The sequence below is a fragment of the Desulfonatronum sp. SC1 genome, assembly GCF_003046795.1.
Classification (GTDB): Bacteria; Desulfobacterota; Desulfovibrionia; order Desulfovibrionales; family Desulfonatronaceae; genus Desulfonatronum.
Genome location: NZ_PZKN01000160.1, coordinates 1 through 440 on the forward strand (window position 1 = coordinate 1; position 440 = coordinate 440).

Annotated in this window: 1 protein-coding gene; it reads right to left on the reverse strand. The window is 45.9% G+C overall.

The features are described 5' to 3' along the window. The coding region (locus tag C6366_RS18760) for a carbohydrate binding domain-containing protein (protein WP_199221611.1) at positions 1-440 on the reverse strand (440 nt) is incomplete at both ends.

Sequence of the window (440 nt, forward strand, 5' to 3'; positions counted from 1 at the left end):
ATCTATAATCACATTGGCCGTATTGCCACCACAGTTAAAGTCAATACGCGCGTTATCATCGTTGGCATTGGCCGTAAAAGTATAGGTAAAGGTTTGCATAGTGGTGGTCAAAGGCACTGATTGCGTGAAGAACGAAGCATAATTATTAGGGCCAGTGTTGACAAACAATTGAATGTTTCTGTTAGCCGCAGCTCTGGCCTGGAAGGAGACAGTATACTGCTGTCCGCTAACTAATGCAAAGCCATCCTTAACAAATTGTGGTTCCCATGCGTTTGTTCCGGCAGTAGTGATACTTATCACCGCTTCGCCGTTAGATACCGATGCTGAGGAAGTTGTGCCGTTGGCAGCAAACAGCCAGCCTGTTAGGCCATTAGAAAAATCACCATTTGTCAAAAGATTTTCACCTGGCGCAGGGGCAGGATTAACGGTAACAGCACAAG